General features: G+C 69.0%; 24 protein-coding genes. 8 read left to right on the top strand and 16 right to left on the bottom strand.

The window, feature by feature from the left end; genetic code table 11:
• Nucleotides 1-19 precede the first annotated feature (19 nt).
• From HB681_RS21420 to HB681_RS21390, 7 genes are all read right to left on the bottom strand, one after another.
• Nucleotides 20-703, bottom strand: coding sequence for a nitroreductase (locus tag HB681_RS21420; RefSeq protein WP_213956891.1), 684 nt, complete (start codon nt 701-703; stop codon nt 20-22).
• Complete coding sequence (locus HB681_RS21415; RefSeq protein ID WP_213956890.1) at nt 703-1764, bottom strand: phosphotransferase family protein; 1062 nt, start codon at nt 1762-1764, stop codon at nt 703-705. The genes HB681_RS21420 and HB681_RS21415 overlap by 1 nt, the downstream gene beginning before the upstream one ends.
• Nucleotides 1761-3008: an acyl-CoA dehydrogenase family protein gene (locus tag HB681_RS21410; RefSeq protein WP_213956889.1), complete on the bottom strand. Its 1248-nt coding sequence runs from the start codon at nt 3006-3008 to the stop codon at nt 1761-1763. Before HB681_RS21410 ends, HB681_RS21415 begins: the two co-directional genes overlap by 4 nt.
• A 199-nt stretch (nt 3009-3207) precedes the next feature.
• Nucleotides 3208-4698, bottom strand: a complete 1491-nt coding sequence (locus HB681_RS21405; RefSeq protein ID WP_213956888.1) for an aldehyde dehydrogenase family protein — start codon at nt 4696-4698, stop codon at nt 3208-3210.
• A 37-nt stretch (nt 4699-4735) separates the two neighbouring features.
• Entirely contained in the window at nt 4736-6421 is a 1686-nt protein-coding gene (locus HB681_RS21400; protein ID WP_345944718.1) for a GMC family oxidoreductase N-terminal domain-containing protein, read from the bottom strand.
• Between the two features lie 108 nt (nt 6422-6529).
• Entirely contained in the window at nt 6530-7441 is a 912-nt protein-coding gene (locus tag HB681_RS21395; protein WP_213956886.1) for an acyl-CoA thioesterase domain-containing protein, read from the bottom strand.
• A 3-nt stretch (nt 7442-7444) separates the two neighbouring features.
• Nucleotides 7445-8236: an enoyl-CoA hydratase-related protein gene (locus tag HB681_RS21390; protein WP_213956885.1), complete on the bottom strand. Its 792-nt coding sequence runs from the start codon at nt 8234-8236 to the stop codon at nt 7445-7447.
• Between the two features lie 94 nt (nt 8237-8330).
• Here HB681_RS21390 and HB681_RS21385 point away from each other — a divergent pair, with 94 nt between their 5' ends.
• Nucleotides 8331-9446: a hypothetical protein gene (locus HB681_RS21385; RefSeq protein ID WP_213956884.1), complete on the top strand. Its 1116-nt coding sequence runs from the start codon at nt 8331-8333 to the stop codon at nt 9444-9446.
• A gap of 39 nt (nt 9447-9485) precedes the next feature.
• On the opposite strand, the gene HB681_RS21380 is transcribed toward HB681_RS21385, so the two are convergent.
• From HB681_RS21380 to HB681_RS21340, 9 genes are all read right to left on the bottom strand, one after another.
• Entirely contained in the window at nt 9486-10283 is a 798-nt protein-coding gene (locus HB681_RS21380) for an enoyl-CoA hydratase (RefSeq protein ID WP_213956883.1), read from the bottom strand.
• Nucleotides 10284-10293: 10 nt separating this feature from the next.
• Nucleotides 10294-11505: an ABC transporter substrate-binding protein gene (locus HB681_RS21375; RefSeq protein WP_213956882.1), complete on the bottom strand. Its 1212-nt coding sequence runs from the start codon at nt 11503-11505 to the stop codon at nt 10294-10296.
• A gap of 109 nt (nt 11506-11614) precedes the next feature.
• Nucleotides 11615-12109 (bottom strand): hypothetical protein, encoded by a 495-nt coding sequence (locus tag HB681_RS21370; RefSeq protein WP_213956881.1) that lies wholly within the window; start codon nt 12107-12109, stop codon nt 11615-11617.
• Nucleotides 12109-13140 carry a phosphotransferase family protein gene (locus HB681_RS21365; RefSeq protein ID WP_213956880.1) on the bottom strand — a complete coding sequence of 344 codons (1032 nt, stop codon included), beginning with the start codon at nt 13138-13140 and terminating at the stop codon, nt 12109-12111. The genes HB681_RS21370 and HB681_RS21365 overlap by 1 nt, the downstream gene beginning before the upstream one ends.
• Nucleotides 13137-13775 carry a histidine phosphatase family protein gene (locus HB681_RS21360; RefSeq protein ID WP_213956879.1) on the bottom strand — a complete coding sequence of 213 codons (639 nt, stop codon included), beginning with the start codon at nt 13773-13775 and terminating at the stop codon, nt 13137-13139. Before HB681_RS21360 ends, HB681_RS21365 begins: the two co-directional genes overlap by 4 nt.
• Nucleotides 13776-13787: 12 nt before the next feature.
• On the bottom strand, nt 13788-14942 hold the full coding sequence (locus HB681_RS21355; protein ID WP_213956878.1) for an acyl-CoA dehydrogenase family protein: 1155 nt from the start codon (nt 14940-14942) through the stop codon (nt 13788-13790).
• Between the two features lie 62 nt (nt 14943-15004).
• Nucleotides 15005-16561 (bottom strand): AMP-binding protein, encoded by a 1557-nt coding sequence (locus HB681_RS21350; protein WP_213956877.1) that lies wholly within the window; start codon nt 16559-16561, stop codon nt 15005-15007.
• A gap of 82 nt (nt 16562-16643) precedes the next feature.
• Nucleotides 16644-17648 carry an NADP-dependent oxidoreductase gene (locus HB681_RS21345; protein ID WP_213956876.1) on the bottom strand — a complete coding sequence of 335 codons (1005 nt, stop codon included), beginning with the start codon at nt 17646-17648 and terminating at the stop codon, nt 16644-16646.
• Nucleotides 17645-18883 carry a 3-hydroxyacyl-CoA dehydrogenase family protein gene (locus tag HB681_RS21340; protein ID WP_213956875.1) on the bottom strand — a complete coding sequence of 413 codons (1239 nt, stop codon included), beginning with the start codon at nt 18881-18883 and terminating at the stop codon, nt 17645-17647. Before HB681_RS21340 ends, HB681_RS21345 begins: the two co-directional genes overlap by 4 nt.
• Nucleotides 18884-19052: 169 nt before the next feature.
• Here HB681_RS21340 and HB681_RS21335 point away from each other — a divergent pair, with 169 nt between their 5' ends.
• From HB681_RS21335 to HB681_RS21305, 7 genes are read left to right on the top strand one after another with little or no spacing between them, the layout of a single operon-like run.
• Nucleotides 19053-19814, top strand: a complete 762-nt coding sequence (locus HB681_RS21335; RefSeq protein ID WP_213956874.1) for an SDR family NAD(P)-dependent oxidoreductase — start codon at nt 19053-19055, stop codon at nt 19812-19814.
• A gap of 23 nt (nt 19815-19837) precedes the next feature.
• Nucleotides 19838-21052 carry an ABC transporter substrate-binding protein gene (locus HB681_RS21330; protein ID WP_213956873.1) on the top strand — a complete coding sequence of 405 codons (1215 nt, stop codon included), beginning with the start codon at nt 19838-19840 and terminating at the stop codon, nt 21050-21052.
• Nucleotides 21053-21092: 40 nt separating this feature from the next.
• On the top strand, nt 21093-22298 hold the full coding sequence (locus HB681_RS21325; RefSeq protein ID WP_213956872.1) for an ABC transporter substrate-binding protein: 1206 nt from the start codon (nt 21093-21095) through the stop codon (nt 22296-22298).
• Between the two features lie 13 nt (nt 22299-22311).
• On the top strand, nt 22312-23190 hold the full coding sequence (locus HB681_RS21320) for a branched-chain amino acid ABC transporter permease (RefSeq protein ID WP_213956871.1): 879 nt from the start codon (nt 22312-22314) through the stop codon (nt 23188-23190).
• A 4-nt stretch (nt 23191-23194) separates the two neighbouring features.
• The gene (locus HB681_RS21315; protein WP_213956870.1) at nt 23195-25030 is read left to right on the top strand and encodes a branched-chain amino acid ABC transporter ATP-binding protein/permease; all 1836 of its coding nucleotides are present in this window, start codon (nt 23195-23197) and stop codon (nt 25028-25030) included.
• Nucleotides 25027-25851 carry an ABC transporter ATP-binding protein gene (locus tag HB681_RS21310; protein WP_213956869.1) on the top strand — a complete coding sequence of 275 codons (825 nt, stop codon included), beginning with the start codon at nt 25027-25029 and terminating at the stop codon, nt 25849-25851. The genes HB681_RS21315 and HB681_RS21310 overlap by 4 nt, the downstream gene beginning before the upstream one ends.
• Nucleotides 25848-26651 (top strand): SDR family NAD(P)-dependent oxidoreductase, encoded by an 804-nt coding sequence (locus tag HB681_RS21305; RefSeq protein WP_213956868.1) that lies wholly within the window; start codon nt 25848-25850, stop codon nt 26649-26651. The genes HB681_RS21310 and HB681_RS21305 overlap by 4 nt, the downstream gene beginning before the upstream one ends.
• Nucleotides 26652-26669: the final 18 nt, after the last annotated feature.

Below are 26669 nucleotides of genomic sequence, written 5' to 3'. Positions count from 1 at the left end.
ACATATCGTTAGTACCGAGTCAGCGATGAAAGCGCACCGCGTCCTTCGCAGGTGCCCGCCCGACCCGCGCCAGGTTCGCCTTGTCGCCCGGGTCCTCGTAGCCGAAGGACACGCCGAACAGCAGGCGCTGCGAATCCGCCAGGCCCAGGTGCTCCCGCACGATCGGCGGGTAGAGCCCGAGCGCACCCTGCGCGCACGAGGCGATGCCCCGCGCGGTCATCGCCAGCATCAGGGTCTGCGCATACATGCCGATGTCGGTCGCCTCGCGCGTGTCGAACGGGTGCTGCATGAAGATGAACACCGCATGCGGCGCCCCGAAGAAGTCGAGGTTGCGGACGTAGGCGGCGCGCCGGCCGACCAGGTCGTCGCGCGCCACCCCCATCGCGCCGTAGAGCTGGACCGCGGCATCGACCTGGCGCGCGCGGTGCACGCCGGCGAACTTGCTGTCGGCGGGCCAGTCGGGCTGGATCGGCATGGCCTGCCGGCCGGCCTCGACCAGCGCCGCGCGCAGGCGCGCCAGCGCATCGCCCGAGACCACGTGAGGCTCCCACGGCTGCACGTTGCAGTTGGACGGTGCGCGCTGCGCGATCTCGAAGATGTCGTCGAGCGTGGGCTGCGGCACCTCGTCGGGCAGGAAGCCGCGCACCGAGCGCCGCTGCAGGATGGCCTCGTCGACCGAGAGCATCTGCGTGGCGCCTCGCATCAGGCGCCGTCGATCAATGCGGCACCGCGCTTCGCATAGGCGCGCGCCAGCTTGCGGCCGACGCGCGCCGCGTCGGGCAGGAAGCCGTTGCCGGCCTCCCCGCGCATGGCCACGCCTGCGCTGCCGACCGCACCGCGGAACATGGCAAAGACCTGGTGGAAGGTGGTCATGCGCTCGCTCGATCCGGCAAGCCGGTAGTAGCGCTCGAGGTATTCGTCTTCCGACGGAATGCCCATCTGCGCCAGCGGCAGGCCGAGCAGCCCGCCGTTCTCGTCGGTCGCCATGCGCCATGCCTGGCTGTTGAATGCGACGTCGACCAGCGGATGCCCGAGCGTCGACAGCTCCCAGTCGAGCACGCCGACGACGCGCGGCTCGGTCGGATGGAACATCATGTTGGTGATGCGGAAGTCGCCGTGGCACAGGGCGATGGTGTCGCTGTCGGGCACCCGATCGCCGAGCCAGGCGACGATGCGGTCGAGGTCGGGGTTGTCGGCGTCGCCGCGCCGGAACTGCGCCCACTGCTGCGACCAGCGGCTGAGCTGCCGCGCGAAGTAGTTGCCGGGACGGCCATAGTCGGCCAGGCCGAGCGCGCGGAAGTCCAGGCTGTGCAGGGCCGCCATGGTCGCGCCCATCGAGGCATACATGGCGCGGCGGTCATCGGGCGGCACGCCTGCCATCTCGAAACCGTCGAAGACGCGGCCGTCGATGCGCTGCATCAGGTAGAAGGGCGTGCCGATGACCTCGCGGTCGGCGCAGTAGAGCAGCGGCGCGGGCACCGGCACCGTGCTGCCGGCCAGCGCGGTCAGCACGCGGAACTCGCGGTCGATCGCGTGCGCCGACGGCATCAGCACCGCATTCGGCTGCTTGCGCAGCACCGCCTGCCAGTCGCCCCGGCGCAGGAAGTAGGTCGGGTTCGACATGCCGCCGACCGTGCGCTCGATCGCCAGGCCGCCGCGCACCTGCGGCAATGCCTCGCGCAGGTAGGCGTCGAGGCGCGCCGGCTCGAAATCGATGGCGCGCGCGTTGGCGGCCGTATCGCTGGTCACCGCGCCCTCGCTCATGCCGTCGCGCGCTTGCCGCCGAAGCCGAACAGGTACTGCGCCACCCGGCGCATCTGCATCTCTTCGGAACCCTCGGTGATGCGGTAGCGGCGATGGTGACGGTAGATGTGCTCGAAGGGCAGCGCGCGCGTGTAGCCGATGCCGCCGTGCACCTGGATCGCGCGGTCGGCGGCGTCGCAGCACAGGCGGTTCGCGCGGAAGTTGCAGATCGACACCAGGTCGCTGATCTCGAGCGGGTCCTGCGTGTCCATGCGGCTGGCCACCTGGAAGATGAAGTTGCGCACCATCTCGCATTCCGCATACAGTTCGACCAGCGGGAACTGGATCGCCTGCTTGCGCGACAGCGGCTCGCCGAAGGCGATGCGGTTGACCGCATACTTTGCCGATTCGGCGATGCAGTAGCGTGCCGCGCCGGCGCTCGCCGCCGCCTGCCGGATGCGGTTCTCGTGGATGAAGCGCTGCGCCAGCACCAGGCCCTGCCCCTCCTGGTGCAGGATGGCGCTGTCGGGCACGCGCACGTCCTTCAGCTCGACCTCGGCATGGTCGCTCGGCATGTTGAAGGTCCAGTGGTTGTAGGCGATGCGGTGGCCGGGCGTGTCGGTCGGCACGATGAACGCGGTGATGCCGAGCGCATCGCCAGGCTTGCCGGAGGTGCGCGCGAAGACCAGGTTGGCATGCGCGCGCTGCACCTGGCTGTTGAAGCGCTTCATGCCGTTGATGACCCAGCCGTCGCCGTCGCGCACCGCGGTGGTTTCCAGCCAGGTGGCGTCGCTGCCATGGTTCGGCTCGGTCAGGCCGAAGGACAGGTGGCGGTCGCGCTGGATGATGCCGTCGATGTAGCGCTTCTGCTCGGGCGTGCCGTACGCATTGATCACCGGCACGATCGGGAAATTGCCGACGATCGAGGACTCGTCCTGCAGGTCGTTATGCAGGCCGAGGCCCTTGGCAGCGAGGTGCTCGCGAATGGCCGCGATCGCCAGGTTCGATGCGGCCTGGCCGCCGCAGGACTTGGGCAGGCCGTAGCGCAGGTGCCCCGCCTTGTCGGCGCGGCGCTCCATCTCGGCGATCAGGTCGTGCCACTCCTTGCGCGGGAAGCCGTCGTTCTCCCAGTCGGTACGCGCGTGCTCGCGGCGGTGGTCGAAGAACTGCATGTTCTCGCGCTCGAGCGGCTTGATCTCGGTCTCGATGAAGGCGTCGAGCTCGGCCAGCTTGGCAACGATCTCGGGGGGGAACTGGTAGTCCATGTGCGCTGGCTCCTGCGGTCGGCGATCCGGTCGCCGTGGGTTGTATTTGATATGCGTCGACAACCTTACACATGCGTACGACATGCGTCAATGCGGGTTGCTCCGGAGCGGCAAGGCGGCCCGACACGCCACCGGCCGCCGTTCGCCGCGCTCGCCCGGCACGTGGTCGTTCACCGCAGGCGCTGCGTCGGGCTCGCGCTCAATCGGTCTTGATCCAGACAGCCTTGGTCTGCAGGTATTCCTGCATGTGCTCGGTGCCGGATTCGCGCCCGTAGCCGCTCATCTTGTAGCCGCCGAAAGGCACGGCCGGGTCCATCAGCTGGTAGCAGTTGACCCACACGGTGCCGGTGCGCAGCCCTTTGGCGACGCGGTGCGCGGTGTTCACGTTGCGCGTCCACACGCCGCTGCCAAGGCCGTAGGCCGTGTCGTTGCCACGGCGGATGGCATCGTCGACGTCGTCGAAGGGCAGCGCCGAGATCACCGGCCCGAAGATCTCCTCGCGCGCGATGCGCATGTCCTCGTGCACGCCGGCAAAGACGGTGGGCGGCACGAAGTAGCCCTTGGCCAGGGCGCCCTCGGTCAGCCGCGCGCCACCCGCCGCGGCGCGTGCGCCCTGCTCCTTGCCGAGCGCCATGTAGCCGGTCACGCGCTCGAGCTGGGCGGCGGAGACCAGCGGGCCGAGCTGCGATTCGGGGTCGGTCGCATTGCCGACGCGCAAGGTCCCGGCAAAGGCCGCCACGCGCTCGACGAACTCGTCGTAGATCGATCGCTGCACGTAGAGCCGCGTGCCCGCACTGCAGATCTGGCCCGAGTTCGCGAACACCGCCATCGCCGCGCCGGGCACCGCGGCGTCGAGATCGGCATCGGCGAAGACGATGTTCGGCGACTTGCCGCCAAGCTCCAGCGAGACCCTCTTCACGTTGCCGGCCGAGGCGCGGATGATCTTCTGCCCGACCTCGGTCGAGCCGGTGAAGGCGATCTTGTCGACGCCCGGGTGTTCGGCCAGCGCGGCGCCGGCTTCCCCCTGCCCGGTGACGACGTTGAAGACGCCCGGCGGCAGCCCGGCCTCGATGCACAGTTCGGCCAGGCGCAGCGGCGACAGCGGCGCCTGTTCCGCCGGCTTCAGCACCAGCGTGCAACCCGAGGCCAGCACCGGGCACAGCTTCCAGATGGCCAGCCCGATCGGGCCGTTCCACGGGTTGATCGCGCCGACCACACCGACCGGCTCCTTCAGCGTGTAAGAGAACACCTCGCCCGCCACCGAGTTGTCGATGGTCTCGCCGTGGCTGGAGGTCGCCAGGCCCGCATAGAAGCGCAGCAGGCCGACGGCCCGGCGCCGGCCCAGCACGGTGCGCGAGATCGGCCCGCCCATGTCGAGCGAATCGAGCATCGCGAGCTCGTCGTAGTGACGCTCGACCACGTCGGCGATGCGCAGCATCACCTGCTGCCGCTCGAACGGCTTGAAGCGGCTCCAGGGCCCTTCCTGGAACGCGCGGCGCGCGGCGGCGACGGCCCGGTCGATGTCGTGCGCATCGCCGTCCGCCACCTCGGCGAGCAGCTCGCCGGTCGACGGGTTCAGGCTTCTGAAGGTCTTGCCGGACGCTGCCGGTGCACTTCGGCCGTCGATGAACAGCCCCTTGGCGCCGCCATCGAGAAATGCCGGACGGACGATCGGCGGGTGGGTGGTCATGGTCGTTCCTTTGAATCGGTGAAGTGGTTGCCGGCGCTCACGCCGACATGGGAGCGGGTCGCAGCGCGTCGGCGGCGGCGCCATTCGGGGCGAGCGCCGCGGGCAGGTCGCGACCGAGGATGAAGTCGGCGGCCCGCTCGCCGATCATGGTCGAGGGCGCGCTCGTGTTGCCGCCGACGATGTTGGGCATGATCGACGCGTCGGCCACGCGCAGGCCGTCGATCCCGTGGACGCGCAGCCGTGCATCGACCACCGCCATCGCGTCCGATGCCGGGCCCATCCTGCAGGTCCCCACCGGGTGGTAGGCCGTGGTGACCTGCGCGCGGATCGCGGCTTCGAGCGCCGCATCGCTCTCGACGCCGCGCCCCGGTTCGAGCTCGCCGCTGGCGTAGCGCGCGAGGGCCGGCGAAGAGAAGATCCGGCGCGCCTCGCGCAAGCCGCGCACCAGCGTGGCCACGTCCGCCGGGTCGTCCAGGAACGAGGGATGCATGACCGGCCGGTCCTGCGGATCGGCCGACGCCAGCTCGATGTGCCCGCGCGTCGCCGGGCGCAGCAACTGCACCAGCACTAGAAAGCCGTGCTCGCGTGGAATGGTGCGTGCGGTGCCCTTGAGGCCGACCAGGAAGGTCATCTGCACGTCGGGCCGCGCCAGCCCCGGCAAGGTGCGAAGGAAGCCGCCGGCCTCGGCCGCGTTGGAAGCGAGCATGCCGCGCCGCCCGAACAGGTAGCGCAGCGGGCTGGCAGCGATCCGGGGCAGCGTGCGCATCGACATCGCGTACGACTCGGCACCCGGATTGCGCGTCGACACGTAGACGGTGGGATGGTCCTGCAGGTTGCGCCCGACGCCCGGCAGCTCGCAGTGCACGCGAATGCCGTGGCGCTGCAACTGGTCCTCGGGGCCGATGCCCGACAGCATCAGCAACTGGGGTGAATTGACCGCGCCGCCGGACACGATCACCTCGGCCGAGGCCGTGAGCGCGCGGCGCTGGCCGCCATGGACAACCGTGATGCCGACGGCGCGCGCGCCGCGCAGGTCGATGCGCTCCACCAGCGTATCGGCGAACACCTGCAGATTGGGCCGTGCCAGCACCGGATGCAGGAACGCCCGCGAATTCGACAGCCGCATGCCGTCGCGCTGGTTCAATTCGTAGGCACCGTAGCCGTCCTGCACGCTGCCGTTGAAATCATCGTTGCGCGTGTGGCCGCACTCGACCGCCGCGTCGACGAAGGCGCGCGACAGCGGGTTCAGCGACGCCGGCAGCTGGACGTCGAGTTCGCCGCCGATGCCGTGCCAGGCACTGGCCCCGAGGCGCCGGTTCTCGTGGCGCTTGAACGCCTCGAGCACGGCGTCGTAGCCCCAGCCGTCGTTGCCGAGCGCGGCCCATTCGTCATAGTCGCTGGCATGCCCGCGGATGTAGACCGAGCCGTTGACCGAGGTGCAACCACCGAAGAGCTTGCCGCGCGGACACCCGATCACCCGGTGGCCCACGCCCGCGCCGCCCGTGAAGGTGTGCTGCCAGTTGTAGCGCGCATGCGGCAGCAGGAAGATGTTGCCGATCGGCAGGTGCGTCTTCACGTTCAACGGAAAGGTGCGGTCCGACGGCCCCGCCTCGACCAGCGCCACGCGCACCGACGGATCCGTCGACAGCCGGTTGGCAAGGACGCAACCGGCAGCGCCGGCACCGATGACGATGTAGTCGAATGCCGTGGAAGTCTGCGTCACCATGTCTCCTTTTCTTGGGCAGGATCGTCGCGCGCCGGCCGGCCGGCCGGCAAGGCGCACCCTGGCACATCACCTGTGCGCGTTCGGCACAGCTTCGACGCAGGTCATTCAGATGCTTCCCGGCGTCATCAGGTTCTCCTGCGAAACGCTTGCCACCAGCACGCCGTCGATGTCGTGGACGGCGCCGATCGACAGGCCACGGCCGCGGCCCGCGCATGGGCTTTGCACGTCGAAGTAGAGCCACTGGTCGGCACGCAGGGGGCGGTGAAACCAGATCGCATGGTTCAGGCTCGCGACATGCAGCCGTTCGCCGTCCCGCTCGAGTTGCCGCACGTGGACGCCGACGCTCGCGAAGTTGATCCACCAGTCCGACAGGAAGGCGAAGGCTGCGGCCTGCAGCATGCGATCGTCGGCCAGCGGCTCGCGCGTCCTGAGCCAGAAGCCGAGCGACGCGGTGGGCGCATCGAGGCCCAGGCCCTGCGCGGCATCGCCCACGCGAAGGTCGAGCGCGGGCGAATCGAGCGGGTAGCCCAGCGTGCGCCACACCGCATCCGAGGTCTCGGCCGGCAGGTCTTCCATGCGCGGCAGGCGGGCGGGGTCGACGCCTGCCGCGCGCGACGGCGTGGCATGCGCGGGGCCGGGGAGTTCCAGCGCGAAGGTGAGCTGTGCATCGAGCACCAGCCGTGCGGCCGAGCCGCCGCTGGCGGGCTGCGTGCCGCGCACATGCCGCGACGCGAAGCGCTTGCCGTCCTGCAGCGGAGTCACTTCGAGTTCGATCGGACGCGCCGGGTCGGCGCTTTGCAGGAACATGAACTGGAGCGCGGTGGCATCGCGATCGGGCGCCACCGTCATCGACGCCGCTATCAACGCATGCGCCAGCAGCTGGCCGCCGAACACGGTGCCACGGGCGTTGGCGCAAGCCTGGCGGCTGCGAAAGGTCGAGGGCCCGACCGGCTCCAGCCTGAGCAGCGCCTGGAGGTCGAGCGGGTTCCACGCAGGCAGTGCATCGGCGGCGCGCATCTGTCAGCGGCCCTGGAAGACCGGCTTGCGCTTCTCGACATGCGCGGCAATGCCCTCTTGCGCATCCAGCGTGGCCGAGACACGCGCCAGCGTCAGCGCCTCGTCCTCGAGCTGGGCTTCGAGCTGCGCGGCGCCGGCCTTCATGAAGAGGCGCTTGGTTTCGCCATACGCGACGGTCGGACCGGCCGCGAACCTGCGGGCCAGCGCGAGCGCGTCGTCCTGCAACTGTGCATCGGGCACGACAAGGTCGACCAGGCCGGCAGCCTGTGCACCCTGGCTGTCCAGCATCTCGGCCAGCAGCACGAAGCGCCGTGCGCGTGCGACGCCCATGCGGTAGGTCAGCGTGACGGTGGAGCCCGAGTCGCAACTGAAGCCCAATTGCGCGAAGGCGGAGCCCAGCCGCGCCGAGGCGCCCGCCATGACCACGTCGCAGCCGGCCAGCATGGCCACGCCGCCTCCCATCGCGAAGCCCTGCACGGCCGTCACCACCGGCACCGGCAGGCGCCAGAAGCGCTGCAGGCCCATGTGCAATTCGGCCGTCCATTCGCGCACCAGCGGCGCCAGGCGATCGCGCGCCGGATAGAAGGTCTTGAGATCGCCGCCGAAGCTGAAGTTGGGGCCGTCGGCGCGCAGCAGCACCGCGCGCAGGCCGGGCGCGTCCAGCAGGTCGGAGGCCACCTGCTTGAAGTCGCGGCCGAATGGACCATCGATGGGATTGCCCCGCGCCGGTTGGGCCAGCGAGAGAATGGCCAGGCCGTCGTCGAGTTCAACGCGGATGGATTCAGTGGATTTCATGAATGGCTGTCTCATGGTTTCGAGGGCAAACCCGGCTGGCCCGCCCTACTGTTCTGTAGCAGACTATACGCTTGCGTATTAGAATTCTGCAACCATGCTGACCCCACAAGACGACCTCATCGGACATCAACTCCCGACGACCTTCGATCAGATCGACAACAGCGATCCGGCCTGGATGGAACGGCTCTGGTACACCGGCCATCCAACCCCCGCGGGCGACCTCATCTTCGACATCGGCCTCGGCTACCACCCCAACCGCAACGTGATGGACGCCTTTGCCGGTGTCGCCGTGGCGGGCCGGCAATGGAACTTCCGCGCCTCGCGGCGGCTGCGCCCGGACCCGCTGGGCACCACGGTCGGGCCGCTGTCGATCAAGGTCGTCGAGGGACTGCGGCGCCACCACCTGACGCTCGGCGAGAACGAATCGGGCATCCGCTTCGACATCGAGTTCATCGCCAGCATGAATGCCCACGAGGAAAAGGCGCATCTGCGCCGCCGCGATGGCCGCGTCACCGAGAATATGGCCCGCGCGCAGCAACTCGGGCGCTACAGCGGCTGGCTCGAGTTCGACGGCAGGCGCGTCGAGATCGACAGCACGAGCTGGGTGGGCCAGCGCGATCACTCGTGGGGCGTGCGCGCCGAGATGCGCAGCGACGAGACCACGCCGCCGCTCACCTTCTACCCGCCCTTCTTCTATTGCTGGACCACGGCGCAGTTCGCCAACCGCGGGCTGCACATCTTCTTCAAGGAGCGCGCGCCGGGCGAGAAGATCTACCTGTCGGGCGAAGAGGTGTTCACGGTCGGCAGCAAGGTCTCGGGCCGCAACCAGCTGGTCGACGTGCAGCACGACGCGCAGTGGCACGACGACCCGCACGGGCAGTCGATGGCGTCGGCGACACTCCGCCTGCGCTTCGCCGACGGCAGCGAACGGCCGATCTCGGTGCGTGTGCTGCCGACCAAGTACTTCCTCAAGGGCGGCCTGTACGGTGGCCTGGACGGCTGGTTCCACGGCGACGACAAGGGCAAGCTCTACTTCGAGCACGAGGTCTGGGACCTGTCGGACCCGGCCACGCGCAAGCGCGTGCGCACGCTGGCCGATCAGGTCATCGAGGTGCGCGACGGCGAGGAGGTCGGCTACGGGATCATCGAGTACGGCATCGGCAAGGGCTACGCGCTGTACGAGTCGGTGCAGGCGCACCCGGCGATCTGAGGCGAGGCGATCCGGGCCTGGCGCCACGGCGCCTTTTTCCTATCGGCCTGCCTGTTCCTTCACCCGCTTGCGCGCCGCCACCATTGCCGCGACACGGGCGTCGATGGCCTCGCCGCTCACGCTCGAATTGTTGTCGAGCGAGGCGCGGCGCTCGAGTGCCAGCGCATCCACGAGCGGCAGGGCCGACTCGTCATCGAGCAGACGCTTGTAGGCCTTCAGCGTCTCGGGCACCGCCGCCGCCATCTGCTGCGCGATCGATTCGGCCTTGGCCATCAGCTGCTCAGGCGGCACCAGATGGTTGACCAGCCCCCAGGCCAGCGCCTCCTCCGCACCGAGGAAGCGACCCGTCAATGCCAGCTCCTTCGCGCGGTTCAGACCGATGAGCCGCGCCATGCGCACCGAGCCGCCCCAGCCCGGCAGCAGGCCGACCTGCGCATGCGTGTCGGCAAAACGCGCCTGCGTCGACGCGACCAGCAGGTCGCACGCCAGCGCGATCTCCAGGCCCCCGGTCACGGCGATGCCGTTGATCGCGCCGATGACCGGGCCGGAAAACGATTGCAGCGCAGCGACCGGATCGTTCTCGTAGGCGCCGGCCGCGAGCTTGTCCGAGGTGCGCCATTCGTCCAGGTCCATGCCGGCCGTGAACGCGCGGCCCGCACCGGTGAGGATCAGCACCCGCACGTCGGGGTCGGCTTCGAGCTCGGCGCAGGCCGCGACCATTTCGCCGCGCAGCTCGTTCGACAGTGTGTTGTTCCTGTCGGGGCGGTTCAGGATGAGGGTGGCAAAGCCGGCCTCATTGCGAATGACCCGGAGTGTGTCGTAGCGGGCAGTGGTCATCGCAGGCCCGTCACTGCACCTTGCACTCCGGGCTCGGCGGCGGGAACAGCTGCGTCCCGGGCACGATCGAGCGCATGACGAAGGTGGTCGCCTTGCCGTCCGGCGTCTTCACCACCTCGGCCACGCCGTGCTGTCGGATCAGGGTGTGGTCGGCGGCACGCATCTCGACCTCGCCGTAGATGGTCGGCGTCTTCAGCCCGGCAAGCGCGGCGCGCACGGCCGGTACCTCGGTCGATTTGGCCTTCACGATGGCGGCCCGCAGCAGTTCCATCGCGACCATCATGTCGGCGTCGGTGTAGATGGGCTTGCGCTTGTTGCGTGCCTCGTAGGCCTTGACGAACACCGCGTTGCGCTCGCCAGGCATTGTGTTGTGATAGCTCAGGCCGTTCAGCACGCCGAGCACCGAATCGCCCTGCGCCGACAACTGGAACTCGGTCGCGAAGCCGTTGCCGAGCACGGTCTTGTACTTGTCGAACAGGCCGAACTGCTTCTGCTGCTTGGCAAAGGAATTGCCGTCGGACATGTAGAGCGTGACCATCAAGGCGTCGGCGGGCTTGGCCAACTGCGAGATGTAGCTGCCGAAATCGGTGGTGCCCTGCGGCGCGAACAGGGTCTGCTGCACCGTGCCGCCCTGCTCCTTCACCATGTCGGTGAATTTCGCGGTGAAGGTGTGGCCGACGGCGTAGTCGGGCGAGATCATGTTCCAGGTCTTGGCGCCCGACTTCTTGACGAACTCCCGCAGCATCGCGGTGTAGACGACGTCGGGCGTCGTCACCCGGAAGAAGTTCGGCTGGCACGCCTTGGTCATCAGGTCGTCGCCCTGCGAATAGACATCGATCATCAGGGCATTCCATTCCGCCAGCTTGGGTGCGATGGCAAGCGAATGCGAGGTCGGCGTCTGACCGGTGAGGAAGCTCACGCCGCCCTGCTGCACCAGCTTGCTGGCCGCGGCGATGGCGCTGGCCGGCGTGCCCGCGTGCGCCTGCACCACCACCTCGAACTTGCGGCCCAGCGCGCCGCCCTCGGAATTCAGCAGGTCGACCGCCGCGCGCGCCGAGTCCTCGACCAGGCTGGCGTAGGTAGCAAAGGGGCCGCTGTCGATGATGAGGACACCGACCTTGATGGGCCCCGTGTCCTGGGCGAATGCGACGCCGGGCAGGTGGGATGCGAGCCAAGCGGCCGAGGCGGCCTGCACGATCGTTCGGCGAGATAGGAAAGTCATTTGTCTTGTCTCCACTTCGTTGGTGCGCTAGCTTACGGTGTGCTTCCAATCCATCGGATGGACGCGGCCTGTCAATCGGGAATGCGCGTGCGCGCGCCGTGCAGCTTCTTCAGTCTTCCGAACCGCTCGACATCTCCGCGAACAGCGGACGCGGGGCGTTCTTCAGCTCGATCGCGAGCTCCGCCCGCATCGCCGTGCGCAGCAACTGCGCCACGCCGTCGGCGATGTCCGGCGCCAGCCGGTCGCGCTGCGCGTCGAGCCAGCCGAGCAGCTCCGCGATGACGCTGTTCTGGCTGTCTCGCAATGCCAGCAGCTCGGCGATCGGCACCGATACCGGCGCAGCGCCGCCCAGCAGCGCCGGCAACGAGGCGGCTTCGCCACGCCCCTGCATCAGCGCCGCGACACCATCGAGTGCCTCACGCTGTGCCGCGATCTGCTGCAGCAGGAAGCCGGCCGACCAGTCGGCCCGCACCTTGAAGGTGTTCAGCAGGTTGATGACACCGAACACCTGCCCGCGCGCGAACTCGTCGTCGAGGCGGCTCAGCACCTCCTTGCGCAGGGTGGCGTTCATGCCGTCGATCAGGCGGGCGAAAGAGTTGTTCATCAGGCGCTTTCGATCGTCTTTTCCATCTGGCGCAGGCAGGTCGCGATCTGGCTGCCCATCGCCGGCATGCGCATGTCGTTGAAGCGGCCTTCCTCGAAGCAGCGCGCCGCGGCCATGTGCGTGGCCGCCAGCTTGAGCAGCGACAGCGCCTGGTAGTAGCGAACCGATGCCATCGACACCGCGAAGCCGGCCTTCTCGCTGTAGCGCTGGTAGAACCAGTCGGGTTCGGCAAGGCGGCAGATCAGCTTGCTGCCGCCCATGTACATCGGCAGGCTCGCCCACCCCAGGTCCTCGTGCGGATCGCCCAGATGCACCAGCTCCCAGTCGAGGATCGAGGTGATGCGTCCGCCCTGCTCCAGGAAGTTTCCGGTGCGGTAGTCGCCATGCACGATCGCCACGCGCGGCGCGACCGGGCAATGCGCCTTCAGCCAGCGCAGGCCCCATTCGGCCTGCGGATACGGACGCATGGCCCAGCGGGCGATCTGCGCCTCCCAGTGCTCGACATTGAGCAGCGCCGCGTTGTCGATGGTGATGCAGTGCGCCATCTGCGCGATCGGCTTGCCTTGCCACGCCACGCAGTGCAGCGCGGCCAGCGCATCGATGAACTGCTCGGCCAGCCGCCTGCGATAGCCCTCCTCCAGCCCGGGCTCGTTGGCGGAGACCCAAGGCACGACCGCGTCGCCGGCGACTTTCTCGCAGAACATGAACGGTGCGCCGAGGATCGACGCATCATCGCTGCTCCAGTAGGCGCGCGGCACCGGCACCGCGCTGCCTTCCAGCGACTGCATCGACAGCACCTGCGGTCCGGCGCTGTAGGGCGCGAACAGGCCGTAGTCGGGACCGAGGCGAAGGATCAGTTCCTGCGTGGCATCGTTGCCGTCGATGCCGGTCACCGGCACGGCGTAGGTCAGCCAGGAGAAGCCGACCGGAAAGCGCCGCACCGTGCCGACCTGCACCGGATGGCCCAGCTCCGCAGCCAGGTAGTCGGCGATCTTCGGTGCCAGCGTGGCATCGTCTATGAGCGTGGTCATGCAGCCTGTCCGTCGGATGAGGAAATCGGCGCCCTGGAAACTGCGCGGGTCACGGGCAGGTGCCCACGCTCGTTCACGCTGGCCACGCCGATGGCGCCGGCGCCGAGCACGCGCAGGCGCGTCATCGAGGCATAGCCAGGCGCGAAATGAATGATGCGCTCCAGGCTGAGCGCATGCGACAGGACGACGTTAATCGGCAGCCCGTGCGTGAAGACGGCCACGTGCGCGTCCTTGTGGCTGCTGTCGATGGTCTCCGCCAACGCGGCCAGCACGCCGCCGCGAAAGCTCGCCGCGTCGCCGCCGAAGTAGGCGATCGGGTCGTCCAGGAAGCGGCCCCACTCGGCGGTGCCGAGCGCACGCAATGTCTCGGTCGAGCGATAGCGCTCGACATGGCGATCGGCCTCGGCCCAGCCGTCGATCGACTCCACCGCGAGGCCGAGCGCCGCGGCCAGCGGCTGTGCCGTCTGCGCCGCGCGTGCCATCGGGCTGCTGACGATGCGCGTGATGCCCTCCTGCCTCAGCCGGGCCGCCACGGCCTCGGCCTGCGCACGGCCATCGGCGCGCAAGGGCGGGTCGTGCGGGCGCTCGCGTTCGTCCTCGTCGGGACGCCCATGGCGCACAAGCACGAGCTTCATCGCGGGTCGCCGCTACGACAGGTACTGCACCGCGGCGCGGCCGATGCGCTGGCGCGCGATGATCAGCTTCATCACTTGCGCGGTGCCGTCGCCGATCTCCAGCCCCATCACGTCGCGCATGCGCTGCTGGTGCGGCAGGTCCTTGCTCCAGCCGTAGTGGCCGAAGGTCAGCAGGCACTGGTGGATCACGTCGAATGCGTTGCGCGGGCCCATCCACTTGCACATGGCCGCCTCGGAGGTGTGCGGCTGGCCGGCATCGCGCAGCGCCAGCGCGTGATAGCAGAGCTGCCGCACCGCCGCGATCTGCGATTCGCCTTCGGCCAACGGAAAGCTCACGCCCTGGAACTGGCCGATCGGCCGGCCGAAGGCCTCGCGCTCCTTCGAGTAGGCCCAGGCTTCGTCGAGCGAGGCCTGCGCGGCGCCGCAGCATTGCAATCCGATCAGCGCGCGGCTGTAGTCAAAGCCCTGCATCACCTGCGTGAAGCCCTTGCCCTCGTCGCCCAGCATGTGGCTGAGCGGCACCCGCACGTCGTCGAAGAACACCGACCCGCGACCGATGATGGCGCTGCCGACGTCGTCGAAATGGGTGCGCGAGATGCCGGGCGTGTCGCCCGGGATGAAGAAGGCCGTGACGCCCTTGGCGCCTTCGTCGGCACGGCCGGTGCGCGCGAAGATCAGGTAGGCGTCGGCACGGTCGGCGAAGGTGATCGAGGTCTTCTCGCCGTTGATGACGAAGTGCTCGCCGTCGCGCCGCGCCTTCAGCTGCAGGTTGCTGGCGTCCGAGCCGCCGCGGGGCTCGGTCAGGCAGATGGCCACGATGGCATCGCCGCGGGTCATCCGTGGCACCCATTCCTGGACGACCTCGGGCCGGGCATGCCGGATCAGGATGGCGGCGTTCAGCGAGATGCCGACCGGCACCGCGCTGATGTTGAAGTCGCCGTAGGCCAGTTCCTCGGCGATCAGGCCGGTGGTGACGGCATCGACGCCCAGTCCGCCGAGTTCCTCTGGGAGGTCGACGCCCAGGAGGCCGAGGCTGCCCATCTCGGAGATCAGTTCGCGGTCGAGCACGCCGAGCTTCTCGCGCTTCTGGTAGTCGGGCAACAGCCGTTCGCGGGCGAAGCGGCGCGCAGTTTCCTGCAGCGCCCTCTGGTCGTCGGTCAGAACCATCGGAAGTGTCTCCTGGATATTCGTTGGCACATCATACGCTAGTGTATGGTCTTCGATAGCGCTCAGATCTTGCGCGCATGCCCTACCCAGTAAGGATCGCGCAGCACGTTCTTGCGCACCTTGCCCACCGGCGTGACCGGCAGCGGCTCGGCGCGGAACTCGATGCTGCGCGGGCACTTGTAGCCGCCGATGAGCGTGCGGCAATGCGCGATGAGTTCCTCGACTGTCGCGCTGGCGCCGTCCTTCAGCACCACCACCGCATGCACGGCCTCGCCCCACTGCTCGCTCGGGATGCCGATGACCGCGGCCTCGCGCACCTTGGGGTGCAGGAACAGCGCGCGCTCGGGCTCGATCGAATAGACGTTCTCGCCGCCGCTCACGATCATGTCCTTGACGCGGTCGGCCACGTACAGGAACCCGTCCTCGTCCATGTAGCCGGCGTCGCCGGTGTACATCCAGCCGTCGCGCAGTGACGCGGCGCTGGCCTCGGGGTTGTTGAGGTAGCCGATCATCAGGAAGTCGCTGCGGATGATGATCTCGCCGATCTGGCCCAGTTCCGCATCGCTGCCGTCGGGCAGGACGATGCGGATCTCGTTGCCGAAGCCGGCCTGGCCCGCGGAGCGAAGCCGCGACGACTTCTCGCCCGACACGATGTGGTCGCGCCAGCGCAGCATCGTCGCGAAGCCGCCGGTCTCGGTCATGCCGTAGATCTGGTAGAAGCCCCAGGTCGGCACCATTTCCATGGCGCGCAGCATCAGGCCCTCGGGCATCGGCGAGCCGCCATAGATGCAGGTCTTCAGACTGGTGAGGTCGTACTGCGGGAAGTCCGGATGGCTCAGCAGCATGTTGACCATCGTCGGCACCAGCACCGCGTTGGTCACCTTGTACTCGCCGATCGCCTTCATCACGGGCAGCGCCTCGAACTTCGGCAGGATCGCGTGCGTGCCGCCGGCCAGCGTGATGTACCAGAGCGCGCTGGCACCGGCGAAGTGGAAGTAGCCGGCCACGTACAGGAAAGTCAGGTCTTCCACGCTCGGCAACAGGGCCAGGTAGCAGCAGGTCGCGAGGTACACGCCCTTGTGCGACATGGCGACGCCCTTCGGGTGCGCGGTGGTGCCGCCCGTGTAGAAGATGATGTAGAGGTCGTCGTCGCGCCGGTTCGCATCGGCCATCGGCGCGTGGGCTTCGACCAGCGCCTCGTACGACAACATGCCCTCGGGCGTGGGGCCGTCGCCCATGTAGACGAATGTGGCGATGCCCGGCATCTGCGGGCGGATCTCCCGGGCCTGTTCCAGGAATGCGTCGTCGATGAAAAGCACGGCCGCCTTCGAATCGGTGAGTGCATAGATGTTCTCGGCCACCGACCAGCGCACGTTGAGCGGCGCCAGCGCGCCACCGGCCCAAGGCACCGCGAAGAAGAGCTCCAGGTACCGATCGGAGTTCATCGCCAGGATCGCCACGAAGGCGCCGTCTTCCACCCCGAGGGAGCGCAGCGCGGCGGCCATCCGCGGCACGCGCGTGCCCACCTCGGCCCAGCTGCGGCGCCGCTCTCCGCTGATCGTGGCGACGCGCTGCGGGCTGCACTGAACTGCCCGCTTGAGCAGTTGGGTTCCCTGCATGATCGATCCTTTGGTTGCCTGGGTTTAGATAAGCGTCCATACGGTACGCTACCGTACGACCTACGCCAACCCGGGATTCCACCTAAGCGCCAGGCGGCTGTTCGACCCGGACCATCATCTTTCCGACGTTCAGGCCGGCCAGCAGGTCCAGCAGCGCCTGGGGCGCCTGCGCCAGGCCTTGCACCACGTGCGTGGGCGCGACGATGCGGCCCTCGTCGAGCCAACGTGCCAGGGCCGACTCGGCCGCCGGCAGCCGCTGCGCATGGTCGAGCACGACGAAGCCTTCCATGCGCAGGCGGCGCGCGATCAGCAAGGCCGGCACGCCGCGCGGCCCGGCCGGCGCGCGGGCCTGGTCGTAGACCGACACCGCGCCGCAGCAGACGATGCGCCCGCCCACGTTCATCGAGGGCAGTGCCGCTTCGAGCACATCGCCGGCCGTGTTGTCGAAGAAGAGGTCGATGCCGTCCGGGCACGCGGCCCTGAGGTCGGCCCGCAGCGCGCCGGCCTTGTAGTCGACGGCGGCATGCGCGCCCATCGCGATCAGCCGGCCGCACTTGGCCGCGCCGCCCGCCACGCCCACCACGCGGCAGCCGGCGAGCACGGCGGCCTGCAGCGCGATGCTGCCGACCGCGCCGGCGGCGCCTGATACCAGCACCGTCTCGCCGGGGGACGGCCGGCCGACCTCGAACAGGCCGATCCAAGCGGTCGTGCCGGTGATGCCGAGCGCGCCGACGAGCTGCTCGATGCTGCGCGCCGGATCACGCTTGCGCAGCGCCTGGGCCGGCAATGCCGCGTAGTCCTGCCAGCCGAGGTCGCCTTCGACACGGTCGCCCGGCGCGAAGCCCGGCGCCTTCGAAGCCACCACCTCGCCGACGCCGTAGCACGCCATGACCGTGCCGGGGACCAGCATCGGCCGGTAGCTCGGGCCGGCCATCCAGATGCGCTGCGAAGGGTCGACCGACAGCATCTGCACACGCACCAGGACTTCCCCCGGGCCGGCCACCGGCAGCGCTGCCTCGCGCCATTCGAAGTGCGTGAGCGCGACCTTGTCGGTCGGGCGTTCGCGGTAGATCCACTGACGGTTCATGGCGATGCAATGCCTCGTGTCGATGCTGCCTGTGCTCCCTGCGCTGCCCGCGCCTTGGCCCGGAGCCAGGCCGACGGACGAAAGCGCTCGCCATGCAGATCGGCGAGCGCATCGCATTCCGCTGCGAACACGGCCCACCCGCGCCGCTCGACCTGCGCGAGAACGCCACCCTCCGATGGCGGAAATCCCAGCCCCAGCACCGAGCCGATGTCGGCATCGCGCGCATCGGCGACGGTTCCTTCTTCCAGGCAGCGCGCGGCTTCCAGTGCCTGCGCGTTCATCAGGCGCCGCTGCACGGCGTCGATTTCAGGCCCGGTTGCGGCGGCGGGAAACAACGCGGCCAGCCCGGGCCACAGGCGCCTGACCCCGGCCTCCGGATAGTCGTAGAAGCCGCCGCCATCGCGACGGCCGCGGCGCCCCAGCGTCACCAGCCGGTCGAGCACCGGCCAGGACAGCGGCCGGCAGAAGCGATCGGGCAGGCTGTCCGCGCGCGCCTGGCGTGCCTGCTGCCAGTTCAATGCGATGCCGGTTTCGTCGAGCATGGCCAGTGGGCCCATCGGCATGCCGGCCGAGATGGCAGCGGCCTCGACCGCCGCAGGCGCAATGCCTTCCGCCACCATCGCCGCCGCCTCGTCGAGGTAGGCCGCGAAGACGCGCGAGGTGAAGAAGCCGGGGCCGTCGCGCACCACGATCGGCGTCTTGCCGAGCCGCCCGGCCCAGGCGAGCGCGGCGCGCGTGGTCGCGGCATCGGTCTGCGCCCCGACCACCACTTCGACCAGCGCCATGCGGTCGACCGGCGAAAAGAAGTGCAAGCCGATGAACCGCGCCGGATGCGTCAACGCAGCTGCCAGCCCAGAGACGGGCAGCCCGGACGTGTTGGTCGCGATCACTGCATCCCCTGCCACCACCGCCTCGATGCGCCGCAGCACACCGGCCTTGACGGCGCGGTCCTCGGCCACCGCCTCCGCAACGAGAACGCACCCTGCCAGTGCCTCGTCGCCAGTCGCGACAGATACGCGGGCGAGGATGGCATCGCGCGCCGTCGGATCGAGGCGGCCGCGCTGCACGCGCCTGTCGAGATCGCCAGCCAGCCGTGCCAGCCCGCAGCGTGCCGCAGCCTCGTCGCGGCCGGCGAGCACCACATGCACGCCGGCCGCGGCCGCGGCATGGCACAGGCCGAGGCCCATCAGGCCGGGGCCGACGACGCCGATTCGAAGCGGGGCAGCAGATGACATGTCGTTGGATCGGGTCAGGTGGAGGGTTGCGCCAGCGGCGACCGGTGGACCAAGGGAAACCCCGTACAGCGAAGCGCTCGCATTTCTAGTGCGCATGCGTACGATACGCACACATACCAGATGCGTCAATTCGGTACTTCGGCAAGCGGCGACATGGAGACAAGAACGGATGAACTCGATCGACCTGCGCGGGCGAACCGCCGTGGTGACCGGCGGCGGCAGCGGCATCGGCCTGGCCACGGCGAAGCGCTTCCTCGAATCGGGCGCCGCGGTCGACCTGTGGGGCCGCGATGCAGCCAAGCTCGAGGCCGCCGCGAAATCGCTGGCCGGGTTCGGTGCCGTGTCGTGGCGCGCGGTCGATGTGTCCGACCACACGGCAGTGCAGCAGGCGTCGGCCGGCGCCCGGGCGTCGATGGGCCGGGTCGACATCCTCTTCAACAATGCCGGCGTGGCGCTCGAGGTGTGCCCGATGATCGACATGTCGCTCGAGGCCTGGCACCAGAACATCGCCATCAACCTGCACGGCGTCTTCTATTGCTGCAGCGCGCTGGCCCCCGAGATGATCGCGCGCGGCTGGGGCCGGATCATCAACGTCTCGTCGATGGCGGGCAAGGATGGCAATGCGATGCAAAGCGCCTATTCCGCCGCCAAGGGTGGCGTGATTGCCTTCACCAAGAGCCTCGGCAAGGAACTGGCCACCAGCGGCGTGACCGTCAACGCGCTGGCGCCAACGCTGTTCGAGACGCCGCTGGCCATGGCGACGATGGCCAATGCGCCCGCGGCCATGCAGGCCGTGATCGACAAGATCCCCATGCGCCGCATCGGCCGCGCCGAAGAGGCCGCGGCGATGGCGGCATGGCTGGCCTCGGACGACTGCTCCTTCACCACCGGCTTCACCTTCGATCTCTCCGGCGGCCGCGCCACCTACTGACCCACCACCGAGGACACGCGCCCATGAACATCCCGCACCCGAGCGCGCTCTCGCGCCGCACCGTACTCGGAACCGGAGCCGTGCTGGTCGGCGGTTCGTTGCTGGCCGGCGCGCGCAGCGTGTTCGCGCAAGGCAGCGACACCATCAGGATCGGCGCGGCGCGCGCCATGACCGGCGTGGTGGCCGCCTCCTTCGCACCGCTCTACGTGGCGATGAAGATCGCGGTCGACGAGATCAATGCCTCCGGCGGCATTCTGGGGCGGCAGGTCGAGATCATCGAGGTCGACGACGAAAGCTCGCCGGCCAAGGAGCCGATCGTGATGCGCAAGCTGCTCGACAGCGGCGCGCAGGCCGTGCTGGGCCCGGTCGGCAGCTCGCACAGCCTGGCCGCTGTACCCACCACCGGGGCGGCCAAGGTGATCCATGGCAGTGGCGGCTGGGCCGAGGAACTCGCCGACGGCAACAAGTACCCCTACCAGTACCAGTTCACCTACAACACCGGGCTGCAGGGCGAAGCCGTGGCGCGCCATATCGTCGACAGCCTCAAGCTGAAGAAGGTCGGCATCCTGCTGGAGAACACCGGATTCGGCGAGTCGGCCTCCGCGGCCACGGTGCGCGCGCTGAAGAAGCGCGGCATCGATCCGGTTGCGATCGAGACCTACCCGCTCAATGCCACCGACATGAAGGTGTACGTCGGCAAGCTGCGCAATGCCGGCGCCGATGCACTGGTGCTGTGGAACGCCGCCGCACAAGGCATGGTGATGACCGCCGCGGCGCTGCAGTCCATGAAGTGGTATCCGGCGCTGCTGGGCGGCAACGGCCTGTATTCGAACGCGGTGCTCGACGGCGCCGACCCGGAAGTGCTCAAGAACGCCTACGCGACGCTGCTGCGCAACCTCACCTACAGCGCGACCGAGCCGCCGGCCGCGCGCCAGGTCGCCTATGCGAAGAAGGTGCTGACCTATCCCGAGGCCAGGACCTGGGAGATCAACGCGGCGACCAGCCCGTTCTACGACTTCCTGCATCTGCTGCGGCAGGTGGTCGACACCGAGAAGAAGTTCGACGGCGAGCGCATCAAGAAGGCCTTCGATGCGACGAAGAACTACGACGGCATGAACGGCCGCATGAGCTTCACGCCCGAGAACCATTGCGCCCTCGACGCCAGCCAGGTCGTGATGGTGACGCTGGTTTCGGGCAAGGACCCGCAGGCGATGCGCGTGTTCCGCGAGCGCGCCTGACATGCCGGCCACATTCCAGAACTTCGACAGGAGCACTCCCATGACACCCAGGCATCCCTCGCGCCGCTCCATGCTTGCCGCCGGTTCGGCGCTGCTCGGCGGCTCGCTGCTCTCCGGCGCCCAGAGCATCTTCGCGCAGACCGGCGACACGCTGAAGATCGGCTCGGCACGCGCGATGACCGGGCTGGTGGCCTCGTCCTTCGCACCGCTCTACGTGTCGGTGAAGATCGCGGTCGAGGAGATCAATGGCGCGGGCGGCATCCTGGGCCGCAAGGTCGAGATCATCGAGGTCGACGACGAGAGCTCGCCGGCCAAGGAGCCGGCCGTGATCCGCAAGCTGATCGACGAGGGCGCGCAGGCGCTGCTCGGGCCCGTGGGCAGCTCCCACACCATCGCCGCGGCGACCACCTCGACGGCGGCGAAGATGATCCACGCGGGCGGCGGTTGGGCGGAGGAACTGGCCGACGGCACCAAGTATCCCTACCACTACCAGTTCACCTACAACACCGGGCACCAGGGCGAGGCCATCGCGCGCCACATCGTCGAGAAGCTCAAGCTGAAGAAGGTCGGCATCCTGCAGGAGAACAGCGGGCTCGGCGAGTCGGGGGGCGCCGCGACGGTGCGTTCGCTGAAGAAGCGCGGGCTCGACCCGGTGGCGGTCGAGGTCTATCCGCCGAACGCGACCGACCTCAAGGTCTACCTCAACAAGCTGCGTGCCGCGGGCACCGAAGCCATCGTGCTGTGGAACTCGCCGGTCCAGGGCATGCTGCTTACGGCCTCGGGGCTGCAGGCGATGAAGTGGTATCCGGCGCTGCTGGGCGGCAACTCGCTGTTCTCGAACACGGTGCTCGAGAACACCGACCCCGAAGTGCTGAAGAACGCCTACGGCACGCTGATCAAGACCATGACCTACAGCGCCACCGAGGCGCCCGGCGCGCGCCAGGTCGCCTATGCCAGGCGCGTGGTCACCTTCCCGGAGTCGAAATTCTGGGAGATCAACGCCGCGATCAGCCCGTTCTACGATTACCTGCACCTGCTGAAGGCGGTGGTCGAGAGCGAGAAGCGCTTCGACACCGAGCGCATCAAGAAGGCCTTCGACGCCACCCGCAACTATCCCGGCATGATCGGCAGCATCAGCTTCACCCCCGAGAACCATTGCGCGCTGACCGGCGACCAGATGGTGATGGCAACGCTGCTGTCAGGCAAGGACCCGCGCTCGATGGGCGTGTTCCGCGAACGGGCCTGAGCTCCGGCGCGCCATGTGGTTCGATGTCATCGTCGCCGGCCTCACCTCCGGCAGCCTGTACTGCCTGGTCGCGGTCGGCTTCAACATCCTGTACCGGCCGACCAAGGTCTTCAACTTTGCGCAGGGCGACTTCGTGATGGTCGGCTCGATGGCGAGCGCGCTGCTGATCACGCAGTTGAAGTGGTCATGGCTGCCGGCCTTCGCCGCAGCGATGGCCGCCGTCGCGGCGCTGTCGCTGCTGGTGGAGCGCGTCGCGGTCGCGCCGGTGCTCCGGCGCAGCAGCAACGGCACGGCCTGGATCATCACCACGCTGGCCGTGGCGATGATCATGAGCAACATCGTCGGCAAGATCTGGGGCGCGGATCCGATCGTCGTGAACGCGCCGGCGCCGCTGTCGAACGACTTGCTGTCGTGGCAGGGCATCAACATCTCCAGCTACCAGATCGCATTGATCGTGCTGACGATCCTGCTGGTCGTGGTGGTGGAGCTCCTGTATGGCAGCCTGTGGGGCAAGGCCGCGATGGCGGTGGCCGAGGACCGCGACGCGGCGCTGCTGCGCGGCTTCGATCCGGTCTCGATCAGCCGCTGGTCCTTCGCCCTCGGCGGCGCCTTCGCCGGCCTCACCGGCGCGCTCGCCTCGCCGGTGCTCAGCGCGTCGACCGCGCTCGGCGGCATGCTGCTGCTGAAAGGCTTCGCGGCGGCCGCCATCGGCGGGCTCGGCAGCAACCGCGGCGCGCTGGTCGCGGGCTATGCGATCGGGCTGTCGGAGGCGGCGAGCGCGCTGCTGCTCTCGCCCGGCTATCACAACACCGTGATGCTGGTGCTGGTGCTGGCGATCCTGCTGGTTCGCCCGGGCGGCCTCTTGAGCTCGCTCGAAGCGCGCACGGTCTGAACGCATGGAAGCAGCATCCACCTCGGCCGTTCTTCGCGCAGTGCCGACGACGCCTTCGACCGGCGCCGCCATGTCAGCGCGTACCTTGCGCAACCGCCTCGTCATCGCCGTGCTGGTCATCGCCGCGCTGTCGGTGCCGCTGTGGTTCCGCGGGCAGTTCATCCTGTTCCTCGCCACGCAGGCCGGCGTGATGATGCTGGTGGCGATCGGCCTGAACTTCCTCACGGGCTACGCCGGGCAGGTCTCGCTCGGCCACGGCGCGCTGGTGGCGGTGGGCAGTTACGCGACATCGCTGCTGATGGTCGATGCGCACTGGTCGTTCTGGACCGCGGCGCTGGCCGGCATGGTGATCGCCACGGCCGGCGGCCTGGTCATGGCCCTGCCCGCGCTGCGCCTGTCGACCTGGTATTTCGCGCTGGTCACCCTGACCTTCGCGCAGGTTGTCACCGACCTGCTGGTGGAATGGCGCAGCCTGACGCGCGGCTTCTCGGGCATCGTCGGCATTCCGGCGCCTGCCATCGCAGGCCACGCGCTCGGCCCGGTGCACGTGTACCTCGTGGTGGCCGCGTGCGTGGTGGCGGCGTTCCTCGTGATCCGCAACCTCACGCTGTCGCGCTACGGCCGCGGCATGGTGGCGGCGCGCGACAACCCGCTGGCCGCGACTGCGTCGGGTGTGTCGCTGCTGCGCATCAAGCTGTTCGCGTTCGCAGTCAGCGCGGCGCTCGCGGGGCTGGCCGGCGCCTTCTACGCGGTGCAAAAGACGGTGATCACGCCGGAGGATTTCACTGCCGACTTCTCGATCTTCTTCCTCCTGATGATCGTGACGGGCGGCCTCGGCAAGCTCTGGGGGCCGATGATCGGCACGCTGATCTTCTTCCTGCTGCCGGAGTTGCTGGGCCCGCTGCAAAGCTGGCGGCTGCTGATCTACGGCGTGATGCTGCTGGTGCTGATGGTCTTTGCGCCGCACGGGATCATGGGCATGGCCTTCTGGGGCCGTTGGCGCGCGCGTGCGGCAGCGGCGGGGTTGGCGGGCGCGGCGGCTTCGACCGGCCGGCCGGTGGCCCGGCTCGGGATCGTCATCCGCGACCTGCACAAGCAGTTCGGCGGCGTGGCCGCGCTGCAGGGCTGCGCTCTCAGCGCCGAAGCCGGCAGCACGCACGCGCTGGTCGGGCCCAACGGATCGGGCAAGACGACCACGCTGAACGTCATCAGCGGCTTCATCCGCAGCGACAAGGGCAGCGTGCTGATCGGCGATGTCGACGTGTCCGGCCGCGCGCCGCACCGGATCGCCCGGCTGGGCGTCGGCCGCACCTTCCAGACACCCAAGCTGCTGCACGACATGAGCGTGCTCGACAACGTGCGGCTGGGCGGCTTCGTCAGCGAGCGCGCCACCGCCGTCGAGATCGCATTCGGCCTGCAGCGCGCACGCCGCGATCGGCATGAAGGCTCGATGGCCGCGATGACGCTGCTGCAGTTCGTCGGGCTGGCCGAGCGCGCCGACGACCTCGCCGGCGACCTGCCGCACGGCCAGCAGCGGCTGGTCGAGATCGCGCGCGCCCTGGCCGGCCGCCCTTCCCTGCTGCTGCTGGACGAGCCCGCCGCCGGACTCTCGATGGACGAGCTCGACCGCCTCGGCGCGCTGATCGAGGCCATCGCAGCGCTGGGCACCACGGTGCTGATCGTCGAGCATCACCTGGAGCTGATCGCGCGCATCAGCCGCTCGGTCACCGTGCTCGATCGCGGCAAAGTGCTCGCGGCCGGCACGCCGGCAGAGGTCTTCAGCCATCTCGAGGTGGCGCGCGCCTACATGGGCCGCGAAGGCACCGGAGGCTCGCGATGAGCGCCGCCATTCCAGTCGCCGATTCAGTCGCCGATCCAGCCGCGGTTCCCGCCGCCGCGCCGCTTCTCCAGGTGCGCGACCTGCACGGTGGCTACGGCCGCGTGAGCGTGCTCGAAGGCGTGTCGATCGAAGTGCCCGAGCGCGGCCTGGTCGCCATCGTCGGCAGCAACGGCGCGGGCAAGTCGACGCTGCTGCGTGCGCTGTCGGGCCTGGTGCGCAGCAGCAGCGGCGAGATCGTGTTCGGCGGGCAGTCGCTGGTCGGCGCGGCGCCGGGCGCGATCGTCGCGCAGGGCTTGCTGCACGTGGCCGAAGGCCGGCGCCTGTTTCGATCGCAGACGGTGCGCGACAACCTGCAGCTCGGGCTCTGGGGCGCGAAGCTGGGCAAGGCCGATGCCGCGGCACGCTTCGACCGCGTGTTCACGCTGTTCCCGGTCCTGCACGAACGCCAGGGTGTGCGTGCCGGCATCCTCTCCGGCGGGCAGCAACAGATGCTGGCGGTGGCGCAGGCGCTGATGCATGCACCGCGCCTGCTGATGCTCGACGAGCCCTCGCTCGGCCTGGCGCCCGCGGTGATCGACCAGTTGCTCGATGCCGTCGTCCAGCTGCGCACCGAAGGCACGACCATCCTGCTCGTCGAGCAGATGGTCGAGCGCGCGCTGCAGATCGCCGACACCGCCTACGTGCTGCAGAACGGCCGTGTGATCGGGCACGGCCCGGCGCGCGAGCTGCACGACAGCGAGCTCGTCCGGCAGGCGTACCTGGGCGCCGGCGCGACGCGCGCGCCCTCCCCTTCAACCCCTTCCACGAAAGTCTCCGCATGAAGCTCAAGGGAAAGACCGCCATCGTCACCGGCGGCGCGCGCGGGCTCGGCCGCGCCTATGCGCTGCGGCTGGCGTCGCTCGGCGCCGACGTCGCAATCATCGACCTGCATCTCGACGGTGCCGCCGAATTCGGCGAGCAGCTGGGCGCGCCCAGCGTCGCCGCGGAAATCGACCAGATGGGCTGCCGCGGCGTCGGCATCCAGGCCGACCTGACCCAGCGCATGCAGGCGTTCGGCGCGATCGAGTCTGCGCTCCAGGCCCTGGGCCGCATCGACATCCTGGTCAACAACGCCGGCGGCGCCATCACGCCAGCCGATCGCAGCTACGCCTCGCTCACGCCCGAGGAAGACACGCGCACGCTGATGGACGTCAACTTCATGAGCACCGTGCACTGCTGCCAGGCGGTCGCACCGATCATGAAGAGGCAGGGCGGCGGCGTGATCGTGAACATCTCGTCGCAGTCGGGCATCACCACCTACAACCAGGGCCTGCTCGCCGTGTATGCCGCGTCCAAGGCCGCGGTGACGCACTACACGCGCTACCTGGCCGCGGAACTCGGCCCCGACAACATCCGGGCCAACTGCCTGGCGCCCGGCATCATGCTGACCGCGCGGGTCGCGGCGCAGGCCAAGGCGCGCGGCATCGGCACCGATGCCGAGGCGGCCAAGGTGCCACTGCGCCGGCTGGGCCAGGTCGAGGACTGCGCCGGCGTGCTCGAGTTCCTGGCGACCGACCTCTCGCAATACGTGACCGGACAGGTGGTATCGGTGTGCGGCGGCGCCGTGCTCACACCCAATTGACCGAAGCGCTGGAGCAGC

The sequence above is a fragment of the Variovorax sp. dw_954 genome, assembly GCF_018449755.1.
Classification (GTDB): Bacteria; Pseudomonadota; Gammaproteobacteria; order Burkholderiales; family Burkholderiaceae_C; genus Variovorax.
The sequence above is the reverse complement of the archived record's forward strand: the minus strand, read 5'-3'. Positions and strand labels throughout refer to the sequence as shown.